Annotated in this window: 18 protein-coding genes; 4 read left to right on the top strand and 14 right to left on the bottom strand. The window is 71.6% G+C overall.

Going from position 1 to position 14,041, the window contains the following annotated elements; genetic code table 11:
- Positions 1-266 precede the first annotated feature (266 nt).
- The 3 genes from nusB to WBN91_RS25085 form a co-directional block, all read right to left on the bottom strand.
- On the bottom strand, positions 267-686 hold the full coding sequence (gene nusB, locus WBN91_RS25075) for a transcription antitermination factor NusB (RefSeq protein ID WP_337727165.1): 420 nt from the start codon (positions 684-686) through the stop codon (positions 267-269).
- Positions 687-688: 2 nt separating this feature from the next.
- Complete coding sequence (efp, locus tag WBN91_RS25080) at positions 689-1,252, bottom strand: elongation factor P (RefSeq protein WP_337727166.1); 564 nt, start codon at positions 1,250-1,252, stop codon at positions 689-691.
- Between the two features lie 61 nt (positions 1,253-1,313).
- Positions 1,314-2,399: a M24 family metallopeptidase gene (locus tag WBN91_RS25085; protein ID WP_337727167.1), complete on the bottom strand. Its 1,086-nt coding sequence runs from the start codon at positions 2,397-2,399 to the stop codon at positions 1,314-1,316.
- A 66-nt stretch (positions 2,400-2,465) separates the two neighbouring features.
- On the opposite strand from WBN91_RS25085, the gene WBN91_RS25090 reads away from it, so the two are divergent.
- Positions 2,466-2,876 (top strand): B-4DMT family transporter, encoded by a 411-nt coding sequence (locus WBN91_RS25090; RefSeq protein ID WP_337727168.1) that lies wholly within the window; start codon positions 2,466-2,468, stop codon positions 2,874-2,876.
- On the opposite strand, the gene WBN91_RS25095 is transcribed toward WBN91_RS25090, so the two are convergent.
- From WBN91_RS25095 to WBN91_RS25140, 10 genes are all read right to left on the bottom strand, one after another.
- Positions 2,873-4,366, bottom strand: coding sequence for a beta-xylosidase (locus WBN91_RS25095; protein WP_337727169.1), 1,494 nt, complete (start codon positions 4,364-4,366; stop codon positions 2,873-2,875). The genes WBN91_RS25090 and WBN91_RS25095 overlap by 4 nt on opposite strands.
- A 92-nt stretch (positions 4,367-4,458) precedes the next feature.
- The gene (locus tag WBN91_RS25100) at positions 4,459-4,851 is read right to left on the bottom strand and encodes a VOC family protein (protein WP_337727170.1); all 393 of its coding nucleotides are present in this window, start codon (positions 4,849-4,851) and stop codon (positions 4,459-4,461) included.
- A complete protein-coding gene (gene aroQ, locus WBN91_RS25105; protein ID WP_337727171.1) occupies positions 4,848-5,291 on the bottom strand; it encodes a type II 3-dehydroquinate dehydratase in 444 nt (147 codons plus the stop codon). Before aroQ ends, WBN91_RS25100 begins: the two co-directional genes overlap by 4 nt.
- Complete coding sequence (gene aroB, locus WBN91_RS25110; RefSeq protein WP_337727172.1) at positions 5,288-6,394, bottom strand: 3-dehydroquinate synthase; 1,107 nt, start codon at positions 6,392-6,394, stop codon at positions 5,288-5,290. The genes aroQ and aroB overlap by 4 nt, the downstream gene beginning before the upstream one ends.
- 19 nt (positions 6,395-6,413) lie before the next feature.
- Entirely contained in the window at positions 6,414-7,466 is a 1,053-nt protein-coding gene (locus WBN91_RS25115; protein ID WP_337727173.1) for a DNA glycosylase AlkZ-like family protein, read from the bottom strand.
- Between the two features lie 10 nt (positions 7,467-7,476).
- Complete coding sequence (locus WBN91_RS25120; RefSeq protein WP_337727174.1) at positions 7,477-7,986, bottom strand: shikimate kinase; 510 nt, start codon at positions 7,984-7,986, stop codon at positions 7,477-7,479.
- Entirely contained in the window at positions 7,983-9,182 is a 1,200-nt protein-coding gene (aroC, locus tag WBN91_RS25125) for a chorismate synthase (protein ID WP_337727175.1), read from the bottom strand. Before aroC ends, WBN91_RS25120 begins: the two co-directional genes overlap by 4 nt.
- 83 nt (positions 9,183-9,265) lie before the next feature.
- Positions 9,266-9,835 carry an A24 family peptidase gene (locus WBN91_RS25130; RefSeq protein ID WP_337727176.1) on the bottom strand — a complete coding sequence of 190 codons (570 nt, stop codon included), beginning with the start codon at positions 9,833-9,835 and terminating at the stop codon, positions 9,266-9,268.
- Positions 9,836-9,925: 90 nt separating this feature from the next.
- Positions 9,926-10,378, bottom strand: a complete 453-nt coding sequence (locus tag WBN91_RS25135) for a PTS sugar transporter subunit IIA (RefSeq protein WP_337727177.1) — start codon at positions 10,376-10,378, stop codon at positions 9,926-9,928.
- Positions 10,375-10,611, bottom strand: a complete 237-nt coding sequence (locus WBN91_RS25140; protein WP_337727178.1) for a PTS glucose/sucrose transporter subunit IIB — start codon at positions 10,609-10,611, stop codon at positions 10,375-10,377. The genes WBN91_RS25135 and WBN91_RS25140 overlap by 4 nt, the downstream gene beginning before the upstream one ends.
- A gap of 167 nt (positions 10,612-10,778) precedes the next feature.
- Between WBN91_RS25140 and WBN91_RS25145 the strand changes: the two genes are divergently transcribed.
- The 3 genes from WBN91_RS25145 to WBN91_RS25155 are packed head-to-tail and all read left to right on the top strand — an operon-like array spanning position 10,779 to position 13,137.
- Positions 10,779-11,546, top strand: a complete 768-nt coding sequence (locus tag WBN91_RS25145; protein ID WP_337727179.1) for a GntR family transcriptional regulator — start codon at positions 10,779-10,781, stop codon at positions 11,544-11,546.
- Positions 11,543-12,835, top strand: coding sequence for a PTS transporter subunit EIIC (locus WBN91_RS25150; protein ID WP_337727180.1), 1,293 nt, complete (start codon positions 11,543-11,545; stop codon positions 12,833-12,835). Before WBN91_RS25145 ends, WBN91_RS25150 begins: the two co-directional genes overlap by 4 nt.
- Positions 12,836-12,867: 32 nt before the next feature.
- Positions 12,868-13,137, top strand: a complete 270-nt coding sequence (locus WBN91_RS25155) for an HPr family phosphocarrier protein (RefSeq protein WP_337727181.1) — start codon at positions 12,868-12,870, stop codon at positions 13,135-13,137.
- A gap of 55 nt (positions 13,138-13,192) precedes the next feature.
- Here the strand turns inward: WBN91_RS25155 and WBN91_RS25160 are convergent, their stop codons facing one another.
- Complete coding sequence (locus WBN91_RS25160; RefSeq protein WP_337727182.1) at positions 13,193-14,041, bottom strand: shikimate dehydrogenase; 849 nt, start codon at positions 14,039-14,041, stop codon at positions 13,193-13,195.

A 14,041-nucleotide genomic window follows, 5' to 3' on the forward strand; every position in this document is an offset into this window, starting at 1 on the left:
GCTTCTTCCACCGCAGCAACGAGTCCCACTCAGCGCGCTCGACCTCAACGATCACACTGCCAGTCTACACACCCCGCAAATATCCAAGAATCCGGTTTTGTTTAATTTCGGCCATAGCCCTTCGGGCAGGCCATACGGGGATGACGGAAGAAGCCCAAGTTGGGAGGTCTGCTGCGCGAGCTACCTCGAAAAGCGCGCGCCCTGCGGGCGGAAAGCACAACCCCCGGCTGCCACGAAAGGGCGGCCGGGGGGTTGTGTGGCTTGTGCTAGAGGACTGCGCGGAGTTGGTCGGCGATGACCGCGATTCGGCCCAGCACACCGTTGACGAAACGGGGCGAGTCGTCCGTGGACAGTTGTTTCGCCAGTTCGACCGCCTCGTCGATGGCCACCGCGTCGGGGACGTCGGCTGCCCACAGCAGTTCGTAGAGGCCGACCCGCAGCACGGCTCGGTCCACGCCCGGCATCCGCTGCAACGTCCAGCCCTCGGAGTGTTCCGAGATCAGGTCGTCGATGCGGGACCGGTGGGCCGTGATGCCCTCCACCAGGCCGACCGTGTAGTCGTTGATCGGCGGCACGTCCGGGGAACCCACTCGCTCCGCGAGGAGGGTGACCGGGTCGATGCCCCGCGCGTCGGCCTCGAAGAGGACGTCGACGGCGCGTTTCCGGGCCTTGCTGCGTGCGCCCATCGTCAGCCGTTGACGCGGCCGAGGTAGCGGCCGTCGCGGGTGTCGACCTTGATCTTCTCGCCGGTCGTCACGAACAGCGGGACCTGGATCTCGGCGCCGGTTTCCAGGGTCGCGGGCTTGGTGCCGCCGGTGCTGCGGTCGCCCTGGAGGCCCGGGTCGGTGTGCTGGATGACCAGTTCGACGCTGGTCGGCAGCTCCACGAACAGCGGGACGCCCTCGTGGGTGGCGACCATCGCCTCCTGGTTCTCCAGCATGTAGTTGGCGGCGTCGCCCACGGTCTCGGCCGGGACCGGGATCTGGTCGTAGGTCTCGCCGTCCATGAAGATGAAGTCGGAACCCTCCTTGTACAGGTAGGTCATGTTCCGCTTGTCCACGGTGGCCGTGTCGACCTTGGTGCCCGCGTTGAAGGTCTTGTCCACGACCTTGCCGGACAGCACGTGCTTCAACGTGGTGCGCACGAAGGCGCCGCCCTTGCCCGGCTTGACGTGCTGGAACGCGGTGACGGTCCACAGCTGGCCGTCGAGGTTCAGCACCAGGCCGTTCTTGAGGTCGTTGGTCGTGGCCACGGGGTGGGCTCTCCTGTTACGTGTGTTCGGGCGTCCGACGACTCGCGAGGTTGTTCGGGTGTCAGACGACCACCAGCTCTTTCGTGGTCAGGGTGAGGAGTTCGGGGGCGCCTTGGCGCACCACGAGCGTGTCCTCGATGCGGACACCACCCTTCCCGGCCAGGTACACACCGGGCTCGACGGTGACCGTCATACCGGGCAGAAGTGTACCGTCACCCACCTTGGACAGCGCCGGAGCCTCGTGGATCTGCAAGCCCACGCCGTGTCCGAGGCCGTGCAGGAACTGCTCGCCGTACCCGGCCGCCTCGATCACCTCGCGTGCCGCGCGGTCCACGTCGGACACCGCCGCGCCCGGCGCGAGCGCGTGCCGGCCGGCCGCCTGCGAGGCCGCGACCAGCTCGTACAGGTCCCGCTGCCAGTCCGCGGCCTGGCCGACCACCAGGGTGCGGGTCATGTCGGAGTGGTAGCCGTCGATCAGGGCGCCGAAGTCCAACTTCACGAAGTCGCCGGCGTGCACGACCGCGTCGGTGGGCCGGTGGTGCGGGACGGCGGAGTTGGCGCCGGTCGCGACGATCGACTCGAAGCTCGGGCCGGCCGCGCCGTGGTCGAGCATCCGGCTCTCCAGCTCGCGGGCGATCTCCCGTTCGGTGCGGCCGGGGCGCAGGCCGCCGTGCTCGATCAGGCCCGCCAGGGCGCGGTCGGCGGCGGCGCAGGCCATGCGCAGCGCCTCGACCTCGGCGTCGTCCTTGACCAGCCGCAGCTGCTCCACCAGGCCGGGCGCGCGGACCAGCTCGACGTCCTCGGCGGCGTCGGTGAGCGCGTCCAGGCCCTCGACGGTGACGTGGTTGCTCTCGAAACCCGCCCGGCGGTTGCCGTCCTTGCTCGCGCGCTGGGCCAGCGCCAGGTCGCACGGCCGGTCGATGACCCGTTCCAGGTCCGGCACCTGGCGCTCGGCCTGGGTGAGGTAGCGGCCGTCGGTGCAGAACACGCTCGCGGCGTCCGACTCGGCGGAGACCAGCAGGGCGGCGTTGGACCCCGTGAACCCGGTCAGGTACCGGATGTTGAGCAGGTTGGTCACCAGCAGGGCGTCCAGCTCCCGGTCCCGGAGCGTGGCGCGCAGGGCGGCCCGGCGTGTCGCGTGCGGCATACCCGCAGCCTAGAGCCATCGGCGCGGGTTCACAGCGGGCCCGGAGCGGGGCCTAGGGTGGTCGGCATGCGCAGGTGGCTGCCCCGGGGGCTCTGGATGGGATTGCTGCACGGCGGGGTGCAGGTCGGCACGGACGCGGTGGCCGTGCACAGCCCGGGGGCCAGTTCGTCGCTGCGCTACATCGCGCTGGGCCTGGTCGTGGTGGCGGGCGTGCTGTGGGGCGCGCTGGACGCGTGGCGGCAGCTCCACGGGCCGGGGATGGTGTGGTTCTTCGCTGCCCTGGTCGCCGGGCCGGTGGCCGGGGTCGCCGGGGTGGTCGGCAAGTCGCTGGTGGTCGACGGGACGGGTGTGGAGGCTCTGGGCGCGGCGCTGACCGGCGGAGCGGCGTTCACGGCGCTGCTGGTCATGGGGTCGGCCGGGATCGGGGTGCTGCTGGGCAACGCGCTGCCGCAGCCCGACGGGTCGGAGTCGCGCTAGCGGTTCAGCGCGCCGGCGTGGTCGTAGGCGTCCCACTGCTGCTGGGTGACCGGGGTGATCGGCGAGGAGTTCAGCTTCGCCACGTCCTCCGGGCCGACCCGCCACAGCTTGCCGTCCACCAGCAGGCCGGTCTGGCCGTCGGGGGCGCGGACCGCTTTCACCCCGGCCGGGATGCGGGCGACCACGGGCAGGTCGTCGACGACGTCCGGCCGCCGGTCCAGCACGCGGGTGGCCAGGCGGTCGGTGACCGACCGGCGTTCCACGCGGACCACCTTGCCGTCCACGATCAGGTCGACGGTGTTCTCCGGGGACGGCACGGCGAACCCGTTGAGCACGGCGGCCTGCGCCTTCGTGCGGCAGCCGGGCACGTCGACGAGGTCCATCCCGAAGTGGGCCAGGTCGGTGGGCGCGCCCGCGGCGCCGATGACAGTGGCGCGCACGACGTCCACGGACAGCCGGCCGCACGGGTCCTCGACCGACACGGGGGCGTGGCCCTCCGGGGTCCGGACCAGGCCGGGTCCCTCCTTCCACGGGCCGGGGATGTGCACCGGGGCGAAGGGCTGCGCGCTGAAGTCGTGGTTCCAGAAGGTCAGCGTGGTGCCGGCGTCGGTGGAGTGGGCGATCGCGAAGGCCCGCAGCGCGTCGACGTACATCCAGTCGGCGCTGAACGCGTCCACGACCGCCCGGGTGCGCGGCTTGCGCGTGTCGGCGACCTTCTCCCAGCCCGCCGCGCCGAGCGCCTCGACCTGGTTGGCGAACGTCGGGTCCTTGGCGCGCAGCACGAACTGGCCGGCGCCGTTCCACCCGGCCGCCTTGGCGGTGGTGTCGGTGAACAGCAGGTAGAACCAGCCGTCGACGTAGAGGGCGGAGGGCTGGCCGCTGCCGTAGTGGTTGTCCCGGATGGTGTCGTTGGCCGGGCCGAGGATCGGGTTGCCGCCCGCGGCGCGGGTCCAGTTGTAGCCGTCCGGGCTGGTGGCGACGCCGACCAGGCTGCCGAAGGGCACGTCGCCGGGCGCGCCTGTGTAGTACATGTAGTACGTGCCGCCGACCTTGAGCACGGACGGGTCGCACGCGTGCACGCCGTCCCAGCCGTGGGTGCTGCCGGACATGACGGCGAGGGGCGGACTGCCGCCCGGACCTGCGAAACCGCCGTCCGGCGAGGCGCTGTCGGCGTAGAGGATGTCGTCACCGCCGGGCTCGGCGTGGCGCAGCTGGCTGCACCACCACATCCGGTACCGACCGCCCTCCAGCATCACGGAGGGGGCGTAGTTGTAGGGGGCTTCCGCGCCCGCGGCGACGACGCCGGGGCTCTGCCGACCGCGGTCGGTGGTGACCGGCTTGACCGGCTGCACGGGCTTGCTCGGCGCGGGCTTCGTCGTCGTGGCCGCCGGGGGCGCGGCGGGCGGCGCGGGGTCCGCGACACCGGGAGCGCAGGCGGCGAGGGTCGCGACGGCGAGGGCGCATCCGAGGAGCCTCGTCGGGCCGGGCATGGTCTCCACTCTCAAGGATTCCGATCACCGGGAGCAACGTTCGGGTTCCCGACTCCGGTTCAGTGTAGAGATCCATTCACCCGCTTGAGTGACTACCGATCGGACGCAACCAACTCCACTTCGAAACCGTCCGTGTTCTCCAGGTAGGCGGCGTAGTGATCAGGACCACCCGCACGCGGGTGCGAATCCCCGAACATCAACGCCCAGCCGTGCTTCGGAGCCGCTTCGGTGAGTTCGTCCACACGGAGGCGGCTGCCCACGTGGAAGGCCAAGTGGTTGAGCCCGGTGCCGAGCCGGTGGTGGCGTTCGAGGGCGGGCGACTCCTCGACCACGACGTAGGTCGGCCCGAGCCGCCAACTCACCCCCGCCGGCCAGCGCTGGTACTCGCTCCAGCCCAGTTCGCGCAGCAACCAGCCGATGCTCCGCTCGGCGCGCTCCAGGTCCGGCACCCACAGCTCGACGTGGTGCAGCGCCCCGTGCGTCATGCCTGGACTGGCCCGCGCTTCTCGGCCAGCCAGCGGATCGCCAGCGCGTAGCCCTGCACGCCCAGGCCCGCGATCACGCCCTCCGCCACCGCCGAGATGTAGCTGTGCTGCCGGAACCCCTCGCGCTTGTGGACGTTCGAGATGTGCACCTCCACCAGCGGCGCGGTGAGCTGCGAGCACGCGTCCCGCACCGCGACCGAGTAATGCGTCCACGCGGCCGGGTTGAGCACGACCGGGGTCGCGTCGTCGGCCGCCTGGTGCAGCCAGCCGAGCATCTCGCCCTCGAAGTCGGTCTGCCGCACCTCGACCTCGACGCCCAGCTCGCGGCCGGTGTCCTCGCACAGCCGCACGAGGTCGGCGTAGGTGGTGCGGCCGTAGACGTCGGGTTCGCGGGTGCCGAGGCGGCCCAGGTTCGGGCCGTTGAGCACGAGGACCTTCACAGCAGCACGCTCCCGCCGGTCTTGGGCTCGTCGGCGACCGCGGAGTAGGCGGCGGCGATCAGCGACGGGTCCGGGCCCTCCAGGCGGCCGGGCTTGGCCAGGCCGTCCAGCACCACGAACCGCAGCACGCCGGACCGGTTCTTCTTGTCCACCTTCATGCCCTCCAGCAGCTGCGGCAGGGCGTCGGGGTCGTACTTGGTGGGCAGGCCCAGTGAGGTCAGGACGCTGCGGTGCCGGTCGGCGGTCGCGTCGTCCAGGCGGCCGGCGAGGCGGGCCAGTTCGGCGGCGAACACCAGGCCGACGCTGATCGCCGCGCCGTGCCGCCACCGGTAGCGCTCGCGGCGCTCGATGGCGTGGCCGAGGGTGTGGCCGTAGTTGAGGATCTCCCGCAGGTCCGACTCGCGCAGGTCGGTGGACACCACGTCCGCCTTGACCTGGATCTTGCGGCGGACCAGCTCCTCGATGACGTCGCCCGTCGGGTCGAGCGCCCGCTGCGGGTCGGCCTCGATGAGGTCGAGGATGACCGGGTCGGCGATGAACCCGCCCTTGACCACCTCGGCCATGCCCGCGACCAGCTCGTTGCGGGGCAGGGTCTCCAGGGTGGCGAGGTCGACGAACACGGCGTGCGGCTCGTAGAAGGTGCCGACCAGGTTCTTGCCCGCGTCGGTGTTGATGCCGGTCTTGCCGCCGATCGCGGCGTCCACCATGCCCAGCAGCGTGGTGGGGACGTTGACCAGCTTCACCCCGCGCATCCACGTCGAGGCCACGAACCCGGCGAGGTCGGTCACCGCGCCGCCGCCCAGGCCGATGACGACGTCCTGGCGGCCCAGGCCGATCTGGCCGAACACGTTCCAGCAGTAGCCCGCGACCCGCAGGTCCTTGCCGTCCTCGGCGTCGGGCACCTCGACGCGGTGGGCGTCGATCCCCGCCTCCGCCAGCTCCGCGCGGACCGCCTCGGCGGTCTCGCCGAGCGTCGGCGTGTGGACGATCGCCGCCTTGGCCGTGCCGCGCAGGCCCTCCACCAGGTCGCCGAGCAGGCCGCGACCCACCAGCACGTCGTACGGCCGCTCCGCGGCCACGCGGATGCGCACCGGCTCGCCCATCACCACTCCTCTTGTCGGGTCACCATTCGACCACGGTCGCTTCCAGCACGTCCGCGCCCCACACCCCGGCGAGCACGTCGGCCTGGTCCTTGATCGCCTTGCGGGCGGCCCCTCTGACGGCGGACCACCCCTCCACGCGGAAGATCATCGTCCGCCCGCTGAACGCGTACCGCCACGCCCCGGTCACCCGGCCGTGCGTCACCAACGCCCCCGGGCTGCCCACCGGCCGCCACACGCGCTTGGCGACCTCCGGTTCGGCGACCAGCCACCGCGGTCCCAGCAGGTAAGGGTCACGCGGGAACAGCAGCAGCCCGGCGGGCGGCTCGTCCCCTTCGACGAGATCCCCGTGCAGCAACAGCTTCTTGCCCTCGACGGTGACCGGCCGCGCCTCGGGCCAGTCCGCCTGCGGCCCGGCGCCCAGCCACTTCTCCACGTCGGCCTTGGCGAACGGCCCGACGTACCGGGCGTAGTCGCGCAGCAGCGTCGAGTCGCCCTCGTCGTTCGGACCGGGCGCGCGGAAGACCAGCTTCGCGCCCCGCAGCTCGAGTTCGATGCCGGCGAGCAGCGTGCCGATCCGGAACAGCCCTTCGATGACGTGCTCGGTCTTGCAGCTAGGGCAGTACGGCGTGGCACGCTGGGGCAACAGCGGGCTGATCGCACCCGACAACTCGCCCTTGGTCGCGGTCTCGCCGGGGAACTCGCGGCGCATCAACTCCACCACGAGATCCACATCGGACAGTTCCGGCGCCGGCATCCCACCGCACCAAGCCTGCAACTGCTTCACGGTTCGAGGCCGCAGCGCCCGCCGCAGTCCCGGCACGTCGGCCCGCCGGTGCAGGTGCGGCGCACCCCGCAGGCTGAGCACGCGCACCAACGCCTCCTCCGCCCACAACTCGGCAGGCTCCCGCACACCACCCGGAAACCGGTCGAGGCGGTGGCGCGCACGGACGGCCAGGGCCGCCGCGCCCGTGTTCGGCGGGCTGTCGACCACGCCGAGCGCGAGCACGCCCAAGTCGCCGTCGTGCAGGCCCTGCACCGCGGCGCGGTGCGCGAGGACACGAGCGGCGGTCACGTCCACCTGGTCAGGCCCGTTCCGCCTTCGCCAGGACGGTGTCGACGACCTGCTCGGGCTCCAGCGCGTCGGTGTCCACCTCGATCGTGGCGACCTCCCGGTACAGCGGCAGGCGCGCGTCCAGCAGCGCCTTGAAGGTGGCACGCGGGTTCACACCGGCCAGCAGGGGGCGGGCGCTGGACAGGCCCGTCCGCCGCACGCCCTCGGCCATGCCGACGTTGAGGAACACCACCGTGTGCTCCGCCAGCCGCGCGCGGGTCACCGCGGACAGCACCGCACCGCCGCCCAGCGCCAGCACGCCGTCGTGCTCGGCCAGGCCCCGGGCGACCGCCTCCTCCTCCAGCGCCCGGAACGCGGGCTCGCCGTCGGTGGTGAAGATGTCCGAGATGGGTTTGCCGGCGGTGGCGACCACGTCCTCGTCGGTGTCCCGGAAGGCCACCCCGAGCCGGGCCGCGAGCAGCTGCCCCACGGTCGTCTTGCCCGCCCCGGGCGGGCCGAGGACGACGTAGCGCGGGCTCACAGCCCCTCCCAGCGCGCTTCCAGCGCCTCCAGGTAGGACGCCACGTTCCGCTTGGTCTCCGCGATCGAGTCGCCGCCGAACTTCTCCAGCGCGGCCTCGGCGAGCACCAGGGCCACGACGGACTCCAGCACCACCCCGGCCCGCGGCACGGCGCACACGTCGGACCGCTGGTGGATCGCCACGGCGGGTTCGCCGGTGCGGACGTCCACAGTGGACAGTGCACGCGGGACGGTCGAGATCGGCTTCATGGCGACGCGCACGCGCAGCGGCTCGCCGTTGGTGATCCCTCCCTCCAGTCCGCCCGCCCGGTTCGAGCGGCGCGTCACGCCCTTGGGACCGGTGCCCCGGTCGATCTCGTCATGCGCCTGGCTGCCCCACCGCTCGGCGGTGGTGAAGCCGTCGCCGATCTCCACGCCCTTCATCGCCTGCACGCCCATCAGCGCGCCCGCGAGCCGTGCGTCCAGCCGGCGGTCCCAGTGCACGTGGGACCCCAGGCCCGGCGGCAGGCCGTAGGCGATCACCTCGATCACGCCGCCGACCGTGTCGCCCGCCTCCTTCACCGCCTCGACCTCGGCCACCATCGCCTCGGTGCCGCGCGGGTCGAAGGCCCGCACCGGGCTCTCGTCGACCGCGTCGAGGTCGCCCGGACCGGGCACCGGGGCGTCCTCCGGCGTCTTCGCCTTGCCGATCGACACCACGTGGCTGATGACGTCGACGTCGAAGACCTGCTTGAGGAAGTGCTTGGCCACCGTGCCCAGCGCGGTCCGGGCGGCGGTCTCGCGGGCACTGGCCCGCTCCAGCACCGGCCGGGCCTCGTCGAACCCGAACTTCTGCATGCCGGGCAGGTCGGCGTGGCCGGGCCGAGGCCGGGTGAGGGCCTCGTTGCGGCCGGTCGGCTTGAGCTCGCTCGGGTCGACGGGGTCGGCGGACATCACCTTCTGCCACTTGGGCCACTCGGTGTTGCCGATCCGGACCGCGATCGGCCCGCCCTGCGTGAGCCCGTGGCGGACGCCGCCGAGGATCTCGACCTCGTCGGCCTCGAACCCCATGCGGGGGCTCCGGCCGAACCCGAGCCGTCGGCGCTCCAGTTGGGCGGTCAGGTCGGCAGTGGTGACCTCCACCCCGGCGACCATGCCTTCCAGCACGGCGACCAGGGCGGGTCCGTGGGACTCCCCAGCGGTGATCCAGCGCAGCACGCCGCGAATCCTTTCACAGCGTTAACACCGCCGAGAGGCCCGGGCACCGCCCCGCTCCCATCCCGAGGAGTGGACCACGCCTCTCATCCGCCGGCCAGTGACACCACCCACGTCGCGCCGACCAGCCCCGGACCGTGCGGAGGGCCGTCCCGAGGCCGCCCCAAGGCCACGGCCAGTGTGATGGCGCTCGCCAGCACCGCCCCGGCGGGCAGCCCCCACCACGACACCGACCCCAGCACGGCACCCAGCGGACCCGACAGCTTGACGTCTCCCCCGCCCATCGACGCGGGTGACACCACGTGCACCGCCCAGTGCAGCCCGAAGTACGCCACACCGCCCGCCAACGCCCGCCCGAGATCCGCGCCGCACACCCACAGCAGCGCGCCCACCAGCGGATACGCGGGCAGGGTGAGCAAGTCGGGCAGGCGTCGGTGCCGGAAGTCCACGACCGACAACAACACGCCCAGCCAGGCGACCAGCAGGGGCACGGGCAACCAGCGCGGCGGCACGTCCAACACGCCCGTCACGCACCACGACATCCCCGTGGGCACCGCACACCACAACCAGTGCACCGACGCACCCCGCGGCACGGAGCGCAGCAAGCGCGCCCCGGCGGCTCCGACAACCAGTCCCGACATCGAGTAGATGACCATGAACACAGCGTGCCCACTGGGCCGTTCGGAGCACAAGGCCGGCGGCGACTGAATGGTCCATTCAGTCGCCGCCGCCGAGAAAAGACCAGGTCAGAGCTGCCAGGAGAACAGGTCGTCGCCCGCCGCCACCGACCCGTCGGCCTGGTCGAGCAGCGCGTCGGCACTGGCGTCCAGCGCGATCACCGGGCAGATCGGGGCGTACCCGGCGGCCTCGATCTCGGCCGGGTCCCACGTCACGATCGACTGACCGGCCCGGACCGCCTCACCCTTCACCACGTGCAGGGTGAAGCCCTCGCCCTTGCGCTTCACGGTGTCGATGCCCAGGTGCACCAGCACCGCGGCGCCGTCGCTCGTGGCCACGACGAACGCGTGCGGGTGCAGCGTGACGACCGTGCCGTCCACCGGGGCCACCACCTCGGCCGCTCCCCGGTCCGGCTCCACGGCGATCCCGGGCCCGACCATCGCCTGCGCGAAGACCGGGTCCGGCACCTCGGTCAGCGGCACCACGCGCCCGCTGACCGGACTGGCCACCCGCAGCGTCACAGGAGGTCCTCGATGTCGCTGGCGATGGTGTCGGCCTCGGGGCCCATGACCACCTGGACGATGGTGCCCTGCCGCATGACGCCGTGCGCGCCGAGCTTCTTCAGCGCCGCCTCGTCGACGACCGAACCGTCCTCCAGCTCGCAGCGCAGCCGCGTGATGCACGGCTCGATCTCGATGATGTTGTCCGCCCCACCGAGCGCGGCGATGATCCCAGCCGCCCTGTCGTCCGCCACTTCGCAGTCCTCTCTCGACACACCTGTGGTGAGGGTGCCACCGCTCGGCCACGGTCGCGTAACGGCGGTTGACACCCGCTTGGCGCGCGGAGCATCCTCCCCGCACCAACTGGTCTAGACCGGAAAGTACCAATCCCGGTCTCCGAGCGCGAGCACGGGGAGGTGTCATGAACCGCGACGAGATCGTCGACGGGCCCAAGCCCAAGCACGCCCAGCTCCGCGACATCCTGCGGCGCATGGCGGAGCAGGAGCTGCCTCCCGGCTCCCCCATCCCGTCCGAGCGCGACCTCGCCCAGCGGTACCGGGTCTCGCGGATCACGGTGCGCGCGGCGGTCGGCCAGCTCGTCGCCGAGGGGCTGTTGACCAGGGCGAAGGGGCGGGGCACGTTCACCGCCCGGCGCCGGATGGACGCCCAGCTCTACCTGGAGTCGTTCACCGACGACATGCGCAGGCGCGGGCTGACCCCCGCGACCGAGGTGCTGAGGTGCGCCGACGAGGTGCCGCCGCCCCCTGCGGCCACCGCGCTCGGCCTGCCACCGCACGAGCCCGCGAGCCACGTCGTCCGCCTGCGGCGGGCCGACGGTGTGCCGCTGGCCGTGGAGCGCGGCTGGTACAGCCGGCGGGTCGTCCCCGACCTGCACCGGCACGACCTGTCCGGCTCCCTCTACTCGCTGCTCGCCGACACCTACGGCGTCCAGCTCGACCACGCGGGGCAGACGGTCTGGGCCGAAGGCGCGGACCCGGAGACCGCGAGGTTGCTGGGCGTGCGCACCGGCAGTCCGCTGCTGGTCTTCCGCCGGGTCACCAGCTCCGCTGGTCGACCGGTGGAGGACATGACGTCCTGGTACCGGGGCGATCTCTACCAGGTGACCATGCAACTGGACCGGACCGTCCCGGAATCCGGCCCTTTCTCCGCCAAGGGAGGTAACCCATGAGCGCCAGCGCCCCTCAGGCGACCGGCGGTCGAGAGATCAAGGGTCTCGCAGCTCTCCAGCGGTTCGGTCGCAGTCTCATGCTGCCGATCGCCTCGCTGCCTGCCGCGGCACTCCTGCTGCGACTGGGGCAGGACGACCTGCTCGGCAAGGACGGTGCGGGCTGGAACAAGGTGGCCGCCGTCATCGGCGGCGCCGGCGGCGCCATCTTCGGCGCCCTGCCGCTGCTGTTCGCCGTGGGCGTGGCCATCGGTTTCGCCCGGCGCGGTGACGGATCGACCGCGCTGGCCGCGGTCGTGGGCTTCGTGGTGCTCGAAGGCGTCTTCAAGGCCATGTCGCCGATCATGCTGCCGCTGCCCGCGGACGCCCCGGCGACCGCCAAGCAGGAGATGATCAACTACTCGGTGCTCGCGGGCATCGTCGTGGGCCTGATCACCGCCGTGCTGTGGCAGCGGTACCACCGCATCAAGCTGCCCCCGTACCTGGCGTTCTTCGGCGGACGCCGGTTCGTGCCGATCATCGTCGCGGGCGTCATGATCGTCGTCGGCGTGCTGATGAGCCTCGTGTACCCCTGGTTCGACCAGGGCCTGGAGGCGGTCGGCAAGGCCATCTCCGGCAGCACCATCATCGGCGCGGGCATCTACGGCGTGATCAACCGCCTGCTGATCCCGCTGGGCCTGCACCACATCCCGAACACGTTCATCTGGCAGGTCGTGGGCGAGTACGAGGGCAAGACCGGCGACCTCAACCGGTTCTTCGCGGGCGACCCCACCGCGGGCACGTTCATGACCGGCTTCTTCCCGATCTTCATGTTCGCGCTGCCCGCGGCGGCCCTGGCGATCATCCACACGGCCCGCCCGGCGCAGAAGAAGGTCATCGCCGGCATCATGGGCTCGGCCGCGCTCACCTCGTTCATCACGGGTGTGACCGAGCCGCTGGAGTTCGCGTTCATGTTCGTGGCGTGGCCGCTGTACGTGATCCACGCGTTCCTGACCGGCACCTCGCTCGCGATCAGCAACGCCCTGGGCATCCGCGACGGCTTCGGCTTCTCCGCGGGCGCGATCGACTACCTGATCAACTTCAACATCGCCGAGAAGCCGCTGCTGATCATCCTGCTCGGCCTGATCTACGCGGTGATCTACTACTTCCTGTTCCGGTTCGTCATCACGAAGTGGAACCTGCGCACGCCGGGCCGGGACGCGGACGAGGACCCGGAAGCCGACCCCAGCGTCGTGGAGAGCACCAACGGCGGCGACAAGAAGGGCGGCAGGTCCGACGCGGCAGCGTCCTGACCTGCTCCCCGTGGACGACGAAAGGACGGATCATGCCTGAGCGACGGGTCACCGTGGCGAGCAAGGTGGGCCTGCACGCCCGCCCGGCGGCGGTGCTGGCGAAGGCGGCGGCCGGCCAGCCGGTGAAGGTCACCATCCGCAAGGAGGACGGCCAACCGGTCGAGGCGGCCAGCGTGCTGGGCCTGATGACACTCGGTGCGATGCACGGCGACGAGGTCGTGCTGGCGGCCGACGGCGAAGGCGCGGACGCCGCGCTGGAAGCCATCGCCGCGATCATCGCGACCGACCTCGACGAGGGCTGATCCACCCGGGAGGCCCTGCCCGCACCCTCGCGCGGGCAGGGCCTTCCGGCGTGTCTCAATCCCCCAGCGGTAGGGGTAGGACGTTGTCGGTGGCCGACCGCAGGGCCGCTCGCATGGCTTCGCGCGGAGCGGGGTGGCCGGTGAACTGTTCCGACTGGCCGAATGCCTGGTGCATCAGCATGTCGAGGCCGGTGGCCAGGGCACGTCCGCGCTTTTCCACCGCATAGGCCAGAGGCGTGGGCCACGGGTGGTAGATGACGTCTAGTACGCAAGGCGATTCAGCGAGTTCCGACGCGATGGGCTCGGTGGCCGATGGCGGGACGGTGTTCACCAGGACGTCCGAGGAGGCGGCCAGGGAAGCGAAGTTGGCCTCGTCCCAAGGGATCAACGTCAGGGTGACGCCAGCTCGGGAAGCGCACGCCGACGCTTCAGCGGCGCGGGTTACGGAGCGCACTACCAAGGACACGTCCCGTACGCCGGCCGAAGCCAGAGCCACCAAAGCAGCCGTTGCGGTGCCGCCGGCGCCCAAGAGCACACCCCGAGAGCCACGGTAGAAGCCGCAGGCCGCTTGCAAAGCGCCCAAGACGCCGTCTACGTCGGTGTTGTCGGCGTGCCAGCCGCCCGAAGCAGGCACAAGGGTGTTCGCGGCACCCACCAAAGCGGCCCGAGGAGACACCGAGGAAGCCACGGCCAAGGCCGCGCGCTTGCCGGGCATGGTGACCGACAAACCCACCCACGACCCGTCCAAGCCCCTGACCAGCGGCTCGACGCCCTCCTCCGCGCACTCGATCCGGTCATAGGACCAGTCCGACAAACCCAGAGCTGCGAAAGCCGCGTTGTGCAGGACCGGGGACAGCGAGTGCGACACCGGTGAACCGATCACCGCGGCGTGACGGGCGGCCAC

Source organism: Saccharothrix sp. CCNWYY140, assembly GCF_037401995.1.
GTDB lineage: Bacteria > Actinomycetota > Actinomycetes > Mycobacteriales > Pseudonocardiaceae > Actinosynnema.

What these genes read in the sequence shown, in the direction of transcription:
- nusB (WP_337727165.1), bottom strand. Translation starts at nt 686, where the DNA reads ATGGGCGCACGCAGCAAGGCCCGGAAACGCGCCGTCGACGTCCTCTTC.
- WBN91_RS25085 (WP_337727167.1), bottom strand. Translation starts at nt 2,399, where the DNA reads ATGCCGCACGCGACACGCCGGGCCGCCCTGCGCGCCACGCTCCGGGAC.
- WBN91_RS25090 (WP_337727168.1), top strand. Translation starts at nt 2,466, where the DNA reads ATGCGCAGGTGGCTGCCCCGGGGGCTCTGGATGGGATTGCTGCACGGC.
- WBN91_RS25095 (WP_337727169.1), bottom strand. Translation starts at nt 4,366, where the DNA reads ATGCCCGGCCCGACGAGGCTCCTCGGATGCGCCCTCGCCGTCGCGACC.
- WBN91_RS25100 (WP_337727170.1), bottom strand. Translation starts at nt 4,851, where the DNA reads ATGACGCACGGGGCGCTGCACCACGTCGAGCTGTGGGTGCCGGACCTG.
- aroB (WP_337727172.1), bottom strand. Translation starts at nt 6,394, where the DNA reads ATGGGCGAGCCGGTGCGCATCCGCGTGGCCGCGGAGCGGCCGTACGAC.
- WBN91_RS25130 (WP_337727176.1), bottom strand. Translation starts at nt 9,835, where the DNA reads ATGGTCATCTACTCGATGTCGGGACTGGTTGTCGGAGCCGCCGGGGCG.
- WBN91_RS25145 (WP_337727179.1), top strand. Translation starts at nt 10,779, where the DNA reads ATGAACCGCGACGAGATCGTCGACGGGCCCAAGCCCAAGCACGCCCAG.
- WBN91_RS25150 (WP_337727180.1), top strand. Translation starts at nt 11,543, where the DNA reads ATGAGCGCCAGCGCCCCTCAGGCGACCGGCGGTCGAGAGATCAAGGGT.
- WBN91_RS25155 (WP_337727181.1), top strand. Translation starts at nt 12,868, where the DNA reads ATGCCTGAGCGACGGGTCACCGTGGCGAGCAAGGTGGGCCTGCACGCC.